General features: G+C 67.3%; 12 protein-coding genes and 2 pseudogenes. 5 read left to right on the top strand and 9 right to left on the bottom strand.

The window, feature by feature from the left end; all coding sequences use genetic code 11:
* Positions 1–202: 202 nt before the first annotated feature.
* The 3 genes from ACZ4N4_RS42085 to ACZ4N4_RS42075 form a co-directional block, all read right to left on the bottom strand.
* Positions 203–415 (bottom strand): bacteriocin immunity protein, encoded by a 213-nt coding sequence (locus ACZ4N4_RS42085; protein ID WP_453379265.1) that lies wholly within the window; start codon positions 413–415, stop codon positions 203–205.
* A 162-nt stretch (positions 416–577) separates the two neighbouring features.
* The gene (locus ACZ4N4_RS42080; RefSeq protein WP_467599102.1) at positions 578–1,036 is read right to left on the bottom strand and encodes a hypothetical protein; all 459 of its coding nucleotides are present in this window, start codon (positions 1,034–1,036) and stop codon (positions 578–580) included.
* Between the two features lie 13 nt (positions 1,037–1,049).
* The gene (locus tag ACZ4N4_RS42075) at positions 1,050–1,697 is read right to left on the bottom strand and encodes a hypothetical protein (RefSeq protein ID WP_467599128.1); all 648 of its coding nucleotides are present in this window, start codon (positions 1,695–1,697) and stop codon (positions 1,050–1,052) included.
* 79 nt (positions 1,698–1,776) lie between these two features.
* Here ACZ4N4_RS42075 and ACZ4N4_RS42070 point away from each other — a divergent pair, with 79 nt between their 5' ends.
* The 4 genes and pseudogenes from ACZ4N4_RS42070 to ACZ4N4_RS42055 all read left to right on the top strand — a co-directional run.
* Positions 1,777–2,127, top strand: coding sequence for a hypothetical protein (locus tag ACZ4N4_RS42070; protein ID WP_089099441.1), 351 nt, complete (start codon positions 1,777–1,779; stop codon positions 2,125–2,127).
* Between the two features lie 36 nt (positions 2,128–2,163).
* Positions 2,164–2,584: pseudogene (locus ACZ4N4_RS42065) on the top strand (hypothetical protein); the annotation flags it as partial.
* 147 nt (positions 2,585–2,731) lie between these two features.
* Positions 2,732–3,574 (top strand): FkbM family methyltransferase, encoded by an 843-nt coding sequence (locus tag ACZ4N4_RS42060; protein ID WP_450754166.1) that lies wholly within the window; start codon positions 2,732–2,734, stop codon positions 3,572–3,574.
* 100 nt (positions 3,575–3,674) lie between these two features.
* Positions 3,675–3,827 (top strand): annotated as a pseudogene (locus ACZ4N4_RS42055) (S41 family peptidase); the annotation flags it as partial.
* Between the two features lie 54 nt (positions 3,828–3,881).
* Here the strand turns inward: ACZ4N4_RS42055 and ACZ4N4_RS42050 are convergent.
* The 5 genes from ACZ4N4_RS42050 to rpsL form a co-directional block, all read right to left on the bottom strand.
* Positions 3,882–6,875: a glycosyl hydrolase 115 family protein gene (locus ACZ4N4_RS42050; protein ID WP_467599098.1), complete on the bottom strand. Its 2,994-nt coding sequence runs from the start codon at positions 6,873–6,875 to the stop codon at positions 3,882–3,884.
* Between the two features lie 180 nt (positions 6,876–7,055).
* The gene (gene tuf / locus ACZ4N4_RS42045; protein WP_351693772.1) at positions 7,056–8,249 is read right to left on the bottom strand and encodes an elongation factor Tu; all 1,194 of its coding nucleotides are present in this window, start codon (positions 8,247–8,249) and stop codon (positions 7,056–7,058) included.
* Positions 8,250–8,405: 156 nt separating this feature from the next.
* Positions 8,406–10,532, bottom strand: a complete 2,127-nt coding sequence (gene fusA, locus ACZ4N4_RS42040) for an elongation factor G (RefSeq protein ID WP_404166896.1) — start codon at positions 10,530–10,532, stop codon at positions 8,406–8,408.
* Positions 10,533–10,571: 39 nt separating this feature from the next.
* The gene (gene rpsG, locus ACZ4N4_RS42035; RefSeq protein ID WP_007384059.1) at positions 10,572–11,042 is read right to left on the bottom strand and encodes a 30S ribosomal protein S7; all 471 of its coding nucleotides are present in this window, start codon (positions 11,040–11,042) and stop codon (positions 10,572–10,574) included.
* Between the two features lie 2 nt (positions 11,043–11,044).
* On the bottom strand, positions 11,045–11,416 hold the full coding sequence (gene rpsL / locus ACZ4N4_RS42030; RefSeq protein ID WP_003948652.1) for a 30S ribosomal protein S12: 372 nt from the start codon (positions 11,414–11,416) through the stop codon (positions 11,045–11,047).
* Positions 11,417–11,835: 419 nt separating this feature from the next.
* Here rpsL and ACZ4N4_RS42025 point away from each other — a divergent pair, with 419 nt between their 5' ends.
* A complete protein-coding gene (locus ACZ4N4_RS42025; RefSeq protein ID WP_467599093.1) occupies positions 11,836–12,114 on the top strand; it encodes a hypothetical protein in 279 nt (92 codons plus the stop codon).
* A gap of 665 nt (positions 12,115–12,779) precedes the next feature.
* Here the strand turns inward: ACZ4N4_RS42025 and ACZ4N4_RS42020 are convergent.
* The gene (locus ACZ4N4_RS42020; protein WP_450754157.1) at positions 12,780–16,679 is read right to left on the bottom strand and encodes a DNA-directed RNA polymerase subunit beta'; all 3,900 of its coding nucleotides are present in this window, start codon (positions 16,677–16,679) and stop codon (positions 12,780–12,782) included.
* Positions 16,680–16,750: the final 71 nt, after the last annotated feature.

Below are 16,750 nucleotides of genomic sequence, written 5' to 3'. Positions count from 1 at the left end.
CCGTGGAGTTGGGCGGCGAGGGTGCGGACGCGTTGCGGGTCGCCCGGGGTGGGGTCCTTGTCGAGGTCGAGTGGATGCCAGTCCGCCGGTCGGTACCCCGCCATAACCCCGCAACCCCCGTCGCGTACGCCCCGTCAACAAACCTGCGCTCACGCGAACTTACAAGGAACGACCGTTCGAGGTGAAGCCCGGCGGGCCAGGCTCACAACGCGATCGGACGGTAGGCCAGAGCCTGGTCCACCACTTCCTCAGCCGTGAGCTCCGGGTCCGAGTAGTAGATCAAGTCGCTCACCCGGGGATGCAGGACACTCTGCTTCAGTCCCTCCAGCAGCGCGTCATGTTCCCGCTCGGGGAGGCGCGCGTCCATGATCTGCTGAACCAGCCGAATGAGCTCGTCACGGGTTTTCGAAGGCACGTAAGCATCCTCTCGGCTCAGCCGAAGTGTGCGGCGAAGTCGCCGTGTTCAGTCCTGGCCGTCTGCTCGCGAACTTCTCACGGAGAGGGATGCGGACCCCGGCGGTGGTGGTAGGAGTCGTAGCAGCTTTTCGTGTGCGGTCGTCGTCACCGCTCCATCCGTTCACCGGTGGCTGCGGACGCGCAAGGTCCGCCGGCCGTCTTCGATCGCGTCCGCGGAGCGCAGCCAGCAGTACTCCAGCTTGTCGCGCACCGTGACGTACATCCGTCGGCGCTTGAACCACGGTGGCAGGTCCCGGTAGGGCACGAAGGCCAGTGTGTCCCTGATCGGGTGCTCGGCGACGCCGCCGAGGCCTTCGGCGCGCAGGGCGGCGAACAGTTCCGGGGTCAGCCGCCGGTTGAGCCGTGCCGCGTGCCCGGCCGCGACGAAGGCGTTCGTCCGCTGGAGGCCGTCCGGGAACCCCATCACCTGGATGATCCGGGGCGACGCCTCCTCCAGCGGGCAGTGGAACGCCAGTCCGATCACCGCCGTGCCGAGATGATCCTCGCCGCGCTCGAACGCGGCGTCCCACTCTTCAGGGTCGTCAAGCCCCAGCAGGCCCTCGCCGGTCTCCCACTCCAAGGAACCGGTCCGCTCAGTCCGCGAACCGGAACGTCGACGTGATCGCGTCGAAGATGTCGAAGAAGGAGTCGGCGAGGTCGAGGACCTGGCTGCTGCCGGCCACCAGGGCGACCTTGCCCTCCTGGCCGGGGACCGGGATGAAGGTCTGCATCAGTACCGCGCGGATCGTGCGGTTGAGGCTGTCCTCCGGAATCGGGATGTCCTCGATGCCGTGGGTGCGCGCGGCGGGGCCGACGCCGGGGATGTCGACGGTCGTCACCTTGCGCCAGGAGTCGCCCTCCCGGTGGGCCTCCTTGGGGGCGAGCTGGGCGGCGATGGCGGCCGGGTCGTTGGAGAGGGGCGCGCCCTCGCGGGTACGGCCGCCGACCAGCGACACCGTGACCGAGCCGGTGATCGGGGTGTCCCCGCCGAAGCTCTCCGCCATGCAACCGCAGTACAGCGCGCCCGACTTCCACGCGTCGGCCGCGGACCGGCGCAGGAAGCCGACGTACGTGTCCCGGTACTGCGCCAGTTCCGGATGCTGGGCCACCCGCTCGTTCACCATCCGCCGGATCGAGTCGTCCCGCGACACCGGCCGTACGTCGAACTCCCACCACGACTCCGGGACCTTGATCCGGAATCCGCCGCGCTCGATCGTGAGCGTCTCCATGTAGCGGGCCATGGTGTACGCCACCCCTCCCCCGATGATCTGATATACGGTGCGGCCCAGACTACGAGACGCGCGAACGGGGGACGGTCACGTGGGCAACGGCAAGAGCGATCTCGCCATACCGCTGAGCGAGCTTGAGGACTACGGCCGCAAGCTGCGCTCCATCAAGGAGCGGCTCAACCACACCAAGAAGATGTTCGAGTCCTACAAGGACGACGTCGGCAGCGGCACGGTCTACGACGCCCTCGACGACTTCGAGTCCAACTGGCACGACGGCCGCGAGGACATCACCAAGCAGATCGATTCGCTCGCCGACATGTCCGACACCGTGGTCCGCGAGTTCAAGAAGCTGGACGACGACCTCGCGAAGAAGGCGAAGGACGCGGTGCGGCCGGAGGGCCAGCAGCAACCGCAGAGCGGTGGCGGAAACAAGGCGGAGTAGTAGTCCGCGTAGTTCCATCTACGAGGGCAACGCCGGGAACAGCAGCAGCTGATCGACCAGTTCACCGCGTCGATGGGCCCACGGGCGTCGACGACCTGGTGGAGGGCGCGTGCACCCTCATCTACATGTACGTGCAGTGGCTGCGGATGGCGTACGAGGACCACGACAGGGACGTGATCGAGTACGTGGTGCCAGCTTCGTGGCGTCGACCCGCATGATGCGCAAGAGCGTCCGCCCCGAGGTCATCCCCACCATGACGGGCCTGCTGGTGGCCGCCGGCCCCGGCCTGAGCTCCAGTCTGTGGCGCAGGCAGTACGGGGAGTGGACCAAGGACGAGATGAACGCCCTGGAGGCCACGGCCGTGCTGCTCGCGGAGCACATCAACCGGCTCACCGAGGACCAGGACTTCGCCACCCGGCTGATCACCGAGGCTCTGACCCGCTCGAGCGAAGAATGACCCACCTCAGGAGAAAGGAAAAGTGAATTCCAGGTTATTCGGAATGGCTGCCAGCTTGAATAATCGCTCGCATCCGCCTGTGACCAGCACTTACGGAATATTTTCTGACCCTGTGACATTCCCTGGCCTTGGCTTTACCATCGCCCAATGCGCATTTCCGAGGTCGAAGCAGCCAATGCACGCATGCTGGCCCACGCACCATCGGTCCGGCCCGTGGCGACCGGCGACATCATCCGCGTGCACCGCAAGAAGTTCCCGTACCGCGGATACGTCGAGATCGACTCGCCGTACTGTCCGCCGTTCGTGATGTTCTGCGTGAACGACGATGCGGTCGCCATGGACACCCTGTGGAACGGGACGTTCGGCTACGAGCCCGGCACCCTCGCCACCTGGGCCCGGCTGGCGGCGCGGAGCGCGACGATCGCGGACGTCGGCGCCCATGTCGGCTACTTCTCGATGATCGCCGCGCACGCCAGCCCGAAGGCGAGGGTGCACTCCTTCGAGCCGGTCGACCAGATCCACTCCCGGCTGTCCGTGAACGTCCGCTCGAACGGCGTCCAGAACGTCAAACTCCACCAGGCCGGCGTCTCCAGCGAGCCCGGCTGGGCCGACATCAGTGTCCGGTTCTCCGGGAACCTGCTGTCCACCGGTTCGACCCTGGAGGGCGCCGCGCCCGACGCCCAGCTCAAGCGCATCCAGCTCGTCACGCTCGACGAGGTGTTCGCCGACACCAAGCTGGACCTCGTCAAGATCGACGTGGAGGGCCACGAGATGTCGGTGCTGCGCGGAGCCCGGCAGGTGCTGCGGCGCGACCGGCCCACGCTGGTGATGGAGGCCCTGGTCGACGCCGACCTCGACGACCTCGTCGGCCAGTTCGAACCCCTCGGCTACGACGTCCACTGGATCGCCGAGCGCGACGGTTCGCTGGTGCACTGGAAGGAACCCCGGCCGCCGCACACCCGGAACCTGCTCTTTGCACCGCGGCCCTGAGCGGCACCGAACACCAGCACCGCCACCACCACCGGCCTGTGGCGCATGGACGGGTACGGGACCGTTCTCGCCGTCGACGGCCGAAGGGCGCAGGAGTACGGAGGAGTTCCTGACCCGGAACGGCCGGACCTTCGACGGGACCGGTATTCCGCCGCAGATCAGTGAGCCCGTCTTCACCGACGAAGAGTTCGCGGAGGGCCGGGACTCGGCGTTCGACCGGGCGGTGGAGCTGTTGCGCCGCCGCAGGTCATGACGGCCGCTCGACCGCCGTCACTGCGGAAAACCGGCCCGCACGAACCGTTCACGGCTACCGACCCAGCCGCCGGCTCTCCAGCGGGCCCAGGTAGGTGGCGGGCAGGCCGCCCGTGTCGATCAGCAGCCGCTGTACCACCACCGTGGGGTCCACCGCCCAGAACTTCAGGCGGTGGACCCCGGGGCCCACCGTGTGGCGGGTCGCCGTCCGGTTCACGTTGTCGGAGGTGTTCCGCGCCCACACCGCGTTCAGCAGGCCGTCGTCCGCGCCGGTCGTGATGTCCACCGGTACCGGTTCCGCGTCGTCGAACGACACCGCGTACCGCAGGCCGACCGTGCCCGGCAGCGCCGGGTTGCGCGGGGACAGGTACGCCCACACCGTCACCTCACCCGCCGACAGCAGGGTCACCTCGTACTCCAGCCGGGGCCACGCCTCTCCCCAGCCCCCCGTCACCGGCCACGCCGTCATCCCCGCGCCGGTCCGGCCGATCCCCTCCAGCCGGCGCCAGCCACCGACCGCACGGTCGTGGTGCTCCGCGTCGATCGCCACATGACCGCCCGCCTCGACGAAGCCGCGCAGCCCCCGTGCCGACGGGTTCTCCGCGACGCACGCCACCGTCACCGACTCCCCCGCCCCGCTCACCGTCAGCGAGCCCGAGGACCGGCCGGCCGGTGCCCGTGACCAGTCCACCCGCACCTCCACCCGGACCTGCCGCGTCACCCGGCCCCGCGGACGATCCACCACCAGCCAGGGCACCGAGGTCCGCACCCGGTAGTCGAAGGGGGTACGGCCGCGGTTGAACACCTCGACGTACTGCTGCGGCCGGGTCTGGTACGGGCTGAACGACGGCAGATCCGGCGAGTCCCCGTCCGGGTCCTGGCCGCCGTCCACCGACACCCCGAGCCCCGCCGCCTCCGGCACCTCGATCCGCCGTACCGCCGGGAACAGCACGTCCGGCAGGGCCACGTTGTCCTTCTCCGGCTGCTGCCAGGGCGCGTTGGGGCCGTACCGGTCCACGTCCCCGTAGTCGATGTGCGGCTGGGTCTGGAAGCCCCGCCATTTGCCGCCCGCCACGGCGGAGTTGAAGCGCTCGGCCAGGGCGAAGTCGCGCAGCAGGCCCTGTTCCGCCTCCGCCGCGCGGTCGTTGGCCGCCGCTCTGCCCTCGCGCGCGTACCGCAGGTTCATGAACTCGGCCTGCCGCAGCGCGTAGAGGTTGGCGGTCGCCGTGACCTCGTACCCGACCAGTTCGAACCACGCGTCCCGTACCGCCGCCGGCAGCCGGCGCTCGATCCGCGTCGCCCTTCTCCCCAGCTCCCGCCACTCCTCGGTCACCCGCTCCAACTCACGGTGCTCGAAGGAGAAGGGCGTCTGCTGATCGTCGTACACCACCTGGCCGTCGTCCGCGAGCGTGATCCGGCGGTTCAGCAGCTCCGGCTTGCGGCGCGCCTGCAACCGGCCGTAGGCAGCGAGCACTTCGGCGACCTCCCGGGCCGCCGCCTCGCCGAAGTTCTGGCGTGCGTAGCCCCGTTCCCAGTCACCGAGCCGGTCGATGTCCCAGCGTTCCGGATTCCAGGCGTAGTCGAGGAAGAACTGGGTCGGCAGTTCGTTGCCCTTCAGGTCGCCCACGTTGGCCACCCACAGGCCGTGGTTGCCGTAGGCGTGGGCCTGGTGGAGCTGGTCCCAGACGTTGCGGAGGTTGGCCGTGTCGACCCACTTGTAGTTGCGGCCGGCGCCGACGTAGTCGAAGTGGTAGTACAGGCCGTATCCGCCGCTCCGGGGCTCCGCGGGGGACGGGTGCTTGCGGATGTTGCCCCAGTTGTCGTCCGTCAGGACCACGGTGACGTCGTCGGGCGCCCGCAGCCCCCGGTCCCAGTAGCGCTGGACCTCCTTGTAGAGCGTCCACACCTGGGGGGTCTCGGCGGCCGGCCGGCCCGTCACCTCCTCGATGATCTGCCGCTGCGCCGCGATGATCTCCTGCATCAGCTCGATGCCGTCGCCGTCGGGGAGGCCGGTGTCGCCGTTACCGCGCATGCCGAGGGTGACCACGCCCTCGAAACCCTGGTCCACCATCCGCTGGATGCCGGCCCGCCAGTACGCCCTGATCGCCGTCGGGTTGCGCAGGTACGACCACTCGCCCGTGCCCCCGTAGGGGTCGGTCCCGTCGGCCGCGTGGCGGTTCCACTCCTCGATCCCCCGCATCATCGGAGCCTCGTGAGACGTACCCATGACAACGCCGTACTCGGCGGCCCTGTGGTGGTTCTCCGGATCGTCCTCGGCGAACGCCCGCCCCCACACCGCCGGCCAGAGGTAGTTGCCCTTCAGCCGGAGCAGCACCTCGAAGACGCGGGCGTAGAAGTCCGCGTTGAAGCCGCCCGGGTAGCCGGGGGCCTTGCCGGGCCCGAAATGGGCCGGGGCCCAGGTCCCGAGCGCCGGGTTCTCGTCGTTGACGAAGAAGCCGCGGTACTTCACCGCCGGCGTGCCCTGGGTGTGGCGGCCAGGCAGCACCCACACCCGGTCACGGTGGACCGGCGGCACGTCGTCCCACCAGTACCAGGGCGAGACCCCGATGCCGTACGAGACGTCGTACGCCCCGAAGATCGTGCCGCGCGGGTCGCTGCCCGCGATGACGAAGGCCCGCTCCACGCCGGGGAGGGGACGGTCGACGACCGTCTGCAGCGAGGTCTCCCACCTGCCCCGCACGCCCGTCACGTCCAGCTTGCCGGACGCCACCAGGCCGTCGATCAGCGGGCTGCGGCCGATCGTGCCGACGAGCACCACGTGCCGGGCGATCGTCGAGCCCGGCCGGACGCCGGTCACCCGCTCGATGTCGGCTCGGAGGTCGCCCGCCACCCGTACGACTCCGGGGTGATCCTCGGCGCTCACCATGACCGGGGCGCCGACCAGCGAGAACGCCCCGCCGGTGAAGGAGATGTACGCCCCGGGGTCCGTCACCCGCGGCCCACGGCCGGCCGTGTCGGCCCACGCGATCCCCGGCGACAGCACCGGCGCCGCAGCGGCACCCAGCACGGTTCTACGGCGCACAGACATGGCGCACACCCCTCCACTCGAATTTGGTCAGCGGCATGACAAATGGTGGGGTGAGTGGCTTCCGGGAACCAGGGGTCGTACGCGCCGAATAGTTTCGAGACCGGTACACCGAAAGGCCCGTACGACCGGAGTCGTACGGGCCCTTCAGATACCTACCGGGTCAGCCCTTGCGGGCCGAGATCACTTGTTGATCTTGGTGACCTGGCCGGCGCCCACCGTGCGACCACCCTCACGGATGGCGAACTTCAGGCCCTCCTCCATGGCGATGGGCTGGATCAGCTCCACCTTCATGTCGGTGTTGTCGCCCGGCATGACCATCTCGGTGCCCTCGGGGAGGGTCACGACGCCGGTCACGTCCGTGGTACGGAAGTAGAACTGCGGGCGGTAGTTGTTGAAGAACGGCGTGTGACGGCCACCCTCGTCCTTGGACAGGATGTACGCGGTCGCCTCGAACTCGGTGTGCGGCGTGACCGAACCCGGCTTGATGATGACCTGGCCGCGCTCGACGTCCTCGCGCTTGATGCCACGGAGGAGCAGACCGACGTTCTCACCGGCCTGGCCCTCGTCGAGCAGCTTGCGGAACATCTCGATGCCGGTGACCGTGGTGGTGGTCTTCTCGGTCTTGATGCCGATGATGTCGACGGTCTCGTTGACCTTGAGGACACCACGCTCGATACGACCGGTGACGACGGTGCCACGACCGGTGATCGTGAAGACGTCCTCGATCGGCATCAGGAACGGCTTGTCGACGTCACGCTCGGGCTCCGGGATGGACTCGTCGACGGCCTTCATCAGGTCGAGGACGGACTGGGTCCACTCGGCGTCGCCCTCGAGGGCCTTGAGCGCGGAGACCTTGACGACCGGCAGGTCGTCGCCCGGGAACTCGTACTCGGAGAGGAGCTCACGGACCTCGAGCTCGACGAGCTCCAGGATCTCCTCGTCGTCCACCATGTCGGCCTTGTTCAGGGCGACGACGATGTACGGCACGCCGACCTGGCGGGCCAGGAGCACGTGCTCCTTGGTCTGCGGCATCGGACCGTCGGTGGCGGCGACGACGAGGATCGCGCCGTCCATCTGCGCGGCACCGGTGATCATGTTCTTGATGTAGTCCGCGTGACCGGGGCAGTCGACGTGGGCGTAGTGACGGGTCTCCGTCTGGTACTCGACGTGCGCGATGGAGATGGTGATACCGCGCTGACGCTCCTCGGGCGCCTTGTCGATGTTGTCGAACGCGGTGGCCTCGTTCAGGTCCGGGTACGCGTCGTGCAGCACCTTGGTAATGGCGGCCGTGAGGGTCGTCTTACCGTGGTCGATGTGACCGATGGTGCCGATGTTGACGTGCGGCTTAGTCCGCTCGAACTTCGCCTTCGCCACTGGGGTCCTCCTGGGAGTGGTTCTGTACGCCTTGATTCGATCGGCGCCAGGTGATCTTTGCTGTTGGTTCCCGGGCCCCGGGCCATTCCGCCACTAATGCGGAGGAACAGCCCGTGAGGCTCCGGGGTCAAGCCTAAAGCGTCGTAGCGCGGTGCGTTACTCGCCCTTGGCCTTCGCGATGATCTCCTCGGCGACGTTCCGCGGAACCTCGGCGTAGGAGTCGAACTGCATGGAGTAGCTGGCCCGGCCGGACGTCTTGCTGCGCAGGTCGCCGACGTAACCGAACATCTCCGAGAGGGGCACGAGGCCCTTCACGACGCGGGCACCGGCCCGCTCCTCCATGGCCTGGATCTGACCACGGCGGGAGTTGATGTCGCCGATGACCTCACCCATGTAGTCCTCGGGCGTGGTGACCTCGACGGCCATCATCGGCTCAAGGAGCACGGGGGACGCCTTGCGCGCGGCCTCCTTGAAGGCCTGCGAACCGGCGATCTTGAACGCGAGCTCGGAGGAGTCGACCTCGTGGTAGGCACCGTCGAGAAGCGTGACGCGAACGCCCGTCATCTCGTACCCGGCGAGGATGCCGAACTGCATGGCCTCCTGCGCACCGGCGTCCACCGAAGGGATGTACTCCTTCGGGATACGGCCACCGGTCACCTTGTTCACGAACTCGTACGAGGCGTCGCCGCTCTCGATGGGCTCGATCGCGATCTGCACCTTGGCGAACTGACCGGTACCACCGGTCTGCTTCTTGTGGGTGTAGTCCACGCGCTCGACGGCCTTGCGGATCGTCTCGCGGTACGCGACCTGCGGCTTGCCGACGTTGGCCTCGACCTTGAACTCACGGCGCATACGGTCGACCAGCACCTCGAGGTGCAGTTCGCCCATACCACCGATGATGGTCTGGCCGGTCTCCTCGTCAGAGTGGACCTGGAAGGACGGGTCCTCCTCGGCCAGACGCTGGATCGCGACGCCCAGCTTCTCCTGGTCGCCCTTCGACTTGGGCTCGATGGCGACCTGGATGACCGGCGCCGGGAAGTCCATGGACTCCAGGATCACCGGCTGCTTGTCGTCGCACAGCGTCTCACCGGTCGTGGTCTGCTTCAGACCCATGACGGCGATGATGTCGCCGGCGCCCACCGACTCGATCTCCTCACGCTTGTTCGCGTGCATACGGTAGATCTTGCCGATGCGCTCCTTCTTGCCCTTGACGGAGTTCAGCACGGCGGTGCCGGACTCCAGGCGGCCCGAGTAGACCCGGACGAAGGTGAGCTTGCCGAGGTGCGGGTCGCTCATGATCTTGAACGCCAGCGCGGACAGCGGCTCGTCGTCGGACGGCTTGCGCTTGACCACGACCTCCGGGTCCTTCACGTCGTGGCCCTCGATGGCCTCGACGTCAAGCGGGGAGGGGAGGTAGCGCACGACCGCGTCGAGCAGGGGCTGAACGCCCTTGTTCTTGAACGCGGTACCACAGAACACCGGGGTGACCGTGATGTCCTTGGACTTGCCGGACGCGATGGTGATACGACGGATCGCGGCGTACAGCTGCTCCTCGGAAGGCTCCTCGCCCTCCAGGTACAGCTCCATGATCTCTTCGTCGTTCTCGGCGACGGCCTCCAGCAGCTTGCCGCGGTACTCCTCGGCAGCCTCGGTGTGCGTGGCCGGGATGTCGACGACGTCGTACATCTCGCCCTTGGTGGCCTCGGCGGACCACACGAGCGCCTTCATGCGGACCAGGTCCACGACGCCCTGGAAGTCGGCCTCGGCACCGATCGGGAGCTGCATGACGATCGGCTGCGCGCCCAGACGGTCCTTGATCATGTCCACACAGCGGTGGAACTCGGCACCGGTCCGGTCGAGCTTGTTGACGAAGCAGATACGCGGCACGCCGTAGCGGTCCGCCTGACGCCAGACAGTCTCGGACTGGGGCTCGACACCAGCGACGCCGTCGAACACCGTCACGGCACCGTCGAGCACGCGGAGCGAACGCTCCACCTCGACGGTGAAGTCGACGTGGCCCGGGGTGTCGATGATGTTGATCGTGTGGTCGACGTCTTCCAGCGGCCAGTGACAGGTGGTGGCAGCAGAGGTGATCGTGATGCCACGCTCCTGCTCCTGCTCCATCCAGTCCATGGTGGCGGCGCCGTCGTGAACCTCGCCGATCTTGTACGACACACCGGTGTAGAACAGGATCCGCTCGGTAGTGGTCGTCTTGCCCGCGTCGATGTGGGCCATGATCCCGATGTTGCGGACCTTGGCCAGGTCAAGTGAAGTGGTAGCCATAAGGCTTCAGTCTTCTCTCGGTCTCGATGTGGGTAGCGACTACCAGCGGTAGTGCGCGAAGGCCTTGTTGGACTCGGCCATCTTGTGGGTGTCCTCGCGCTTCTTGACGGCCGCACCGAGGCCGTTCGAAGCGTCGAGAAGCTCGTTGAGCAGACGCTCGGTCATGGTCTTCTCGCGACGGGCGCGGGAGTAGCCGACCAGCCAGCGCAGCGCCAGGGTGTTGGCGCGGCCGGGCTTGACCTCGACCGGCACCTGGTAGGTGGCGCCACCGACACGGCGGGACTTGACCTCAAGCGTGGGCTTGATGTTCTCCAGCGCGCGCTTGAGCGTGATGACCGGGTCGTTGCTGGTCTTCTCGCGCAGGCCCTCCATGGCGCCGTACACGATGCGCTCGGCGGTGGAGCGCTTGCCGTTCAGCAGCACCTTGTTGATGAGCGAGGTGACAAGAGGAGAACCGTAGACCGGGTCGATGATGACCGGGCGCTTCGGGGCAGGGCCCTTACGAGGCATTCTTACTTCTCCTTCTTGGCGCCGTAGCGGCTGCGGGCCTGCTTGCGGTTCTTGACACCCTGGGTGTCGAGCGAGCCGCGGATGATCTTGTAGCGAACACCGGGCAGGTCCTTCACACGGCCGCCGCGCACGAGCACGATGGAGTGCTCCTGCAGGTTGTGTCCCTCACCCGGAATGTAAGCAGTGACCTCGATACCGCTGGTCAGACGCACACGCGCGACCTTACGCAGGGCCGAGTTCGGCTTCTTCGGGGTGGTCGTGAACACACGCGTGCAGACGCCACGACGCTGAGGCGAACCCTCGAGTGCGGGCGTCTTGTTCTTCTCGACCTTGTCCTGCCGGCCCTTACGGACCAGCTGCTGGATCGTAGGCACTACTTCTCCGGTTTCTGTGTGCCGATGGTGAAGCTAACCTGGAACGTCGCCGACCCACGCGGTCGGGTGTGTCGGATTCCGCGGACTCCTGCCGAACGGCAGAAGGGGGCGCGGATCGCGGTGGCCACTTCGTCACTCCGGTGCGGTTTGAAGGCACGCACGAGGATCAGGGCACACCCCAGGCACAAGGTCTGAGCGTACCCAGCGCAATCACTTCGGTCAAAACAAAAGAAGCGGGACCGGTCGAGGAGGGCCTGAGCTGCGGTTTTGAGGACGGCTTCCGATATACCACGAACACGAACGACACGCGAACGGAAGAGGACACGGGCCGCCGAGGATCGGTTCGACGCCTGCGCGACGCTGATCCGACCTTCTGTGAGTCCCCGGTTCGTGGCGATCGCCGCCTGGACTGCCACGCCGTGCTGCTGCGCTGTGCTGCCACTCCGTCCTGCTGCGCCGCGCTGCTGCGCCGCTGGGTGACGGTAGGCCTGCTCGCCCTCCTGTCGGGCCTCAGCCGCCCGCCGGCGGCGGTGCTGAGCCGAGCGGTCGGCCCGGCGGCGCTGGTGGCGCTGGTGCGCGGCGACGGCCGCCGCGAGCAGGGCGTCGCCACCCGCCACCCCGGCCGGCCGCGAGCAGGCGTCGCCGCCCCGCGGTCCCACCGCTTCGACTTCGGCGCGTGCACGCCGCCCGTCCTGTGAATCTTCCGGTGTTCCTCCAGAGCGTCGAATTCGCTGTCGTTCTCGTGGGCCACGGCCACACCGGACGAATCCGTTCTTACTTCGACAGTCACCCGGAACCGCCTTGTGGACGACGTCCAGAAGACCACAACAGGTCCGCCTTTTCAGGCCCCCGTACTTTTCGAGATTCAGCCCTAATAGACCGAAGGAGACGGCGACGGCTTCCTCGAACCGTCGGGGATCGGCGCCGCCCGGAGAGTCGGCCGACGCAGGACCCCCCGTTTTCCGACTCCTCGCAGAGAACTGACAGAACCCCTCTGACCAGCACGAACTTACAGGGTTGGGGGCGCACGAGGTCGAGCGAGCTCCCGGAATCGAGCCACTCGACGGCCACTGGCGTAGGGGCGGAGACGTGCATACCAGTGTCGACGAGGTACCCCCACTGCCGCTTGCGGTGGGGGCGTGCGTTCTGGTCGAGTCCGCCGTTTCCGCGAGCGCAAATGGCTCCGCCTGCTTCGGCTCGGGCTTTTTCTGAGGCAAGTCGGTGAATCCCGGAATTTCGTTCGTCTGGCCCCGCTGAAAAGTCCCCGCCCGCCTTTGGTCAGACGAAGCCTTTCCTGTTCCCCGCCGGACACGCCGAAGGGCGGCCACCCCCTGCCGGGGTGACCGCCCTTCGGAACCAACTACTACTGGTTGTACGGACCGTAGTCGTAGTCCTCCAGCGGAACGGCCTGGCCGGAGCCCGTGCCGAACGGCGAGTAGTCGATGTCGTCGTAGCCGACGGCCGAGTACATCGCGGCCTTCGCCTCCTCGGTCGGCTCGACCCGGATGTTGCGGTAGCGGGACAGACCCGTACCGGCCGGGATGAGCTTACCGATGATGACGTTCTCCTTGAGGCCGATGAGCGAGTCGGACTTGGCGTTGATCGCCGCGTCGGTGAGGACTCGCGTCGTCTCCTGGAAGGACGCCGCAGACAGCCAGGACTCCGTGGCCAGCGAGGCCTTGGTGATACCCATGAGCTGCGGACGACCGGAGGCCGGGTGACCGCCCTCCTGGACCACACGACGGTTCTCGTGCTCGAACTTCGAGCGCTCGACCAGCTCGCCGGGCAGCAGCTCGGCGTCGCCGGACTCGATGATCGTCACGCGGCGCAGCATCTGCCGGATGATGATCTCGATGTGCTTGTCGTGGATCGACACACCCTGCGAGTTGTAGACCTTCTGGACCTCGCCGACCAGGTGGACCTGGACGGCACGCTGGCCCAGGATGCGCAGCACGTCGTGCGGGTTGGTGGCACCCACGGTGAGCTTCTGGCCCACCTCGACGTGCTCGCCCTCGCTGACCAGGAGCCGGGCACGCTTCGAGATCGGGAACGCCGTCTCGTCGCTGCCGTCGTCCGGGGTGATGACGATCTTCTTGGTCTTCTCGGTCTCCTCGATCCGCACGCGGCCCTGGGCCTCGGAGATCGGGGCGACACCCTTCGGGGTACGGGCCTCGAAGAGCTCGACGACACGCGGCAGACCCTGGGTGATGTCGTCACCGGCCACACCACCGGTGTGGAAGGTACGCATCGTCAGCTGGGTACCGGGCTCACCGATGGACTGGGCGGCGATGATGCCGACCGCCTCACCGATGTCGACCAGCTTGCCGGTGGCCAGCGAACGGCCGTAGCACATGGCGCAGGTGCCGACGGCGGACTCGCAGGTCAGGACCGAGCGGGTCTTGACCTCGGAGACGCCACGCGCGACGAGTTCCTCGATGAGGACGTCACCGAGGTCGGTGTTGGCCGGGGCCAGCACCACGCCGTCGACGACGATGTCCTCGGCCAGCGCACGTGCGTACACGCTGGTCTCGACGTTGTCCGCCTTGCGCAGCACACCGTCCGCGCCGACCTCCGCGATGTGCAGCTTGAGGCCGCGCTCGGTGCCGCAGTCCTCCTCGCGGATGATGACGTCCTGGGAGACGTCGACCAGACGACGGGTGAGGTAACCCGAGTCGGCGGTACGCAGAGCGGTGTCCGCCAGACCCTTTCGAGCACCGTGGGTCGAGATGAAGTACTCCAGCACCGACAGGCCCTCACGGAAGGAGGCCTTGATCGGACGCGGGATCGTCTCGTTCTTGGCATTCGACACCAGACCACGCATACCGGCGATCTGACGCATCTGCATCATGTTTCCTCGGGCACCCGAGTCAACCATCATGAAGATGGGGTTCGTCTTGGGGAAGTTCTCGTTCATCGCCTCGGCGACCTCGTTGGTCGCCTTGGTCCAGATCGCGATGAGCTCCTGCGTGCGCTCTTCCTTGGTGATCAGACCGCGCTCGTACTGCTTCTGGACCTTCTCGTCCTGGGCCTCGTAGCCCGCGACGATCGCCTTCTTCGCCTCGGGGACGACGACGTCGGAGATGGCCACGGTGACACCGGAACGGGTGCCCCAGTAGAAGCCGGCCGCCTTCAGGTTGTCGAGCGTCGCCGCCACGATGACCTTGGGGTAGCGCTCCGCCAGGTCGTTGACGATCTCGCCGAGCTGCTTCTTGCCCACCGAGTAGTCGACGAACGGGTAGTCCTCGGGCAGCAGCTCGTTGAAGAGCGCGCGGCCCAGGGTGGTGCGCAGCCGGAAGGTGTCACCGGTCTGGTACTCCGGCTCGCCCTCCTCCACGGCCGGCGGGGTCCAGCCGCGCGGCGGGATGGTGCCCACCGGGAAGCGGATGTCGATCGCCGACTGGAGCGCGAGCTCGCCGGCGTCGAACGCCATGATCGCCTCGGCGGTGGACCCGAAGGCCCGGCCCTCGCCCTTGACGTCACGCAGTTCGCCGTCGGTGGTGAGGAAGAACAGACCGAGGACCATGTCCTGGGTCGGCATCGTCACCGGACGGCCGTCGGCGGGCTTGAGGATGTTGTTCGAGGACAGCATCAGGATGCGGGCCTCGGCCTGCGCCTCCGCGGACAGCGGCAGGTGCACGGCCATCTGGTCACCGTCGAAGTCCGCGTTGAACGCGGTGCAGACGAGCGGGTGGATCTGGATGGCCTTGCCCTCGACCAGCTGCGGCTCGAAGGCCTGGATGCCGAGACGGTGCAGGGTGGGCGCACGGTTCAGCAGCACCGGGTGCTCGGCGATGACCTCTTCGAGGACGTCGTACACGACGGTGCGGCCGCGCTCGACCATGCGCTTGGCGGACTTGATGTTCTGCGCGTGGTTCAGGTCGACCAGGCGCTTCATCACGAACGGCTTGAAGAGCTCCAGCGCCATCGCCTTCGGCAGACCGCACTGGTGCAGCTTCAGCTGCGGACCGACGACGATCACGGAACGCGCGGAGTAGTCCACACGCTTGCCGAGCAGGTTCTGACGGAATCGACCCTGCTTGCCCTTCAGCATGTCGCTGAGGGACTTCAGCGGGCGGTTACCGGGGCCGGTGACCGGGCGACCACGACGACCGTTGTCGAAGAGGGCGTCCACGGCCTCCTGGAGCATGCGCTTCTCGTTGTTCACGATGATCTCGGGCGCACCGAGGTCGAGAAGGCGCTTCAGGCGGTTGTTGCGGTTGATCACACGGCGGTACAGGTCGTTCAGGTCGGAGGTCGCGAAGCGGCCACCGTCCAGCTGCACCATCGGGCGAAGGTCCGGCGGGATGACCGGCACGCAGTCGAGCACCATGCCCTTGGGGCTGTTGCTGGTCTGCAGGAACGCGGAGACGACCTTGAGGCGCTTGAGCGCACGGGTCTTCTTCTGGCCCTTGCCGGTGCGGATGATCTCGCGGAGCTTCTCGGCCTCCTCGTCGAGGTCGAAGGACTCCAGGCGCTTCTGCAGCGCCGCGGCACCCATCGAGCCGTCGAAGTAGGTACCGAAGCGGTCCCGCAGCTCGCGGTAGAGCAGCTCGTCGCCCTCCAGGTCCTGGACCTTGAGGTTCTTGAAGCGGGTCCAGACCTCGTCGAGGCGGTCGATCTCGCGCTGCGAACGGTCGCGCAGCTGCTTCATCTCACGCTCGGCACCCTCGCGCACCTTGCGGCGCACGTCGGCCTTGGCACCCTCGGCCTCGAGCTCGGCCAGGTCGCTTTCCAGCTTCTTGGCGCGGGCCTCCAGGTCGGCGTCCCGGCGGTTCTCGACCTGCTGGCGCTCCACCGAGACGTGCGCCTCCAGGGAGGGCAGGTCGCGGGTACGGCGCTCCTCGTCGACGAACGTGATCATGTACGCCGCGAAGTAGATGACCTTCTCCAGGTCCTTCGGGGCGAGGTCGAGCAGGTAGCCCAGGCGCGACGGGACACCCTTGAAGTACCAGATGTGGGTGACGGGCGCGGCCAGTTCGATGTGGCCCATCCGCTCACGGCGCACCTTGGCGCGGGTCACCTCGACGCCGCAGCGCTCACAGATGATGCCCTTGAAGCGGACGCGCTTGTACTTGCCGCAGTAGCACTCCCAGTCCCGGGTGGGGCCGAAGATCTTCTCGCAGAAGAGCCCGTCCTTTTCCGGCTTGAGGGTGCGGTAGTTGATGGTCTCGGGCTTCTTGACCTCGCCGTGGCTCCACTGACGGATGTCGTCAGCGGTGGCCAGGCCGATCCGGAGCTCGTCGAAGAAGTTGACGTCGAGCACTATGCGTCAATCCCTCTCAGGGTTGTGAGTCTTTGGTCTGAACGGGGGCCTGGGGGTCGGCGGGGGCCTCA

Source organism: Streptomyces sp. NPDC026538, assembly GCF_055567535.1.
This window is presented reverse-complemented; position numbering and strand designations above follow the sequence as displayed.